Annotated in this window: 1 tRNA gene; it reads left to right on the top strand. The window is 49.2% G+C overall.

Going from position 1 to position 236, the window contains the following annotated elements:
* The first annotated feature begins 52 nt into the window (after nt 1-52).
* Nucleotides 53-129 (top strand) — tRNA-Asp (locus CWB99_RS23355).
* Nucleotides 130-236: the final 107 nt, after the last annotated feature.

Raw genomic sequence — 236 nt, 5'->3', positions numbered from 1 at the left:
TCCCGTCCACTCCGCCAACATCTTTAAGAAGTACACCGAGCTAAACCACCGTGGAGTGGTAGTTCAGTTGGTTAGAATACCGGCCTGTCACGCCGGGGGTCGCGGGTTCGAGTCCCGTCCACTCCGCCATCTAGCCAGGGTTTAGTTTGGATTTTCAGATTTAATGTAATCTGACTTTATGACAAAACGACGTCACTAACATCGTTATTTACTCGTGGAGTGGTAGTTCAGTTGGT

It is taken from the genome of Pseudoalteromonas rubra, from assembly GCF_005887095.1.
GTDB classification, from domain to species: Bacteria; Pseudomonadota; Gammaproteobacteria; order Enterobacterales; family Alteromonadaceae; genus Pseudoalteromonas; species Pseudoalteromonas rubra_E.
The sequence above is the reverse complement of the archived record's forward strand: the minus strand, read 5'-3'. Positions and strand labels throughout refer to the sequence as shown.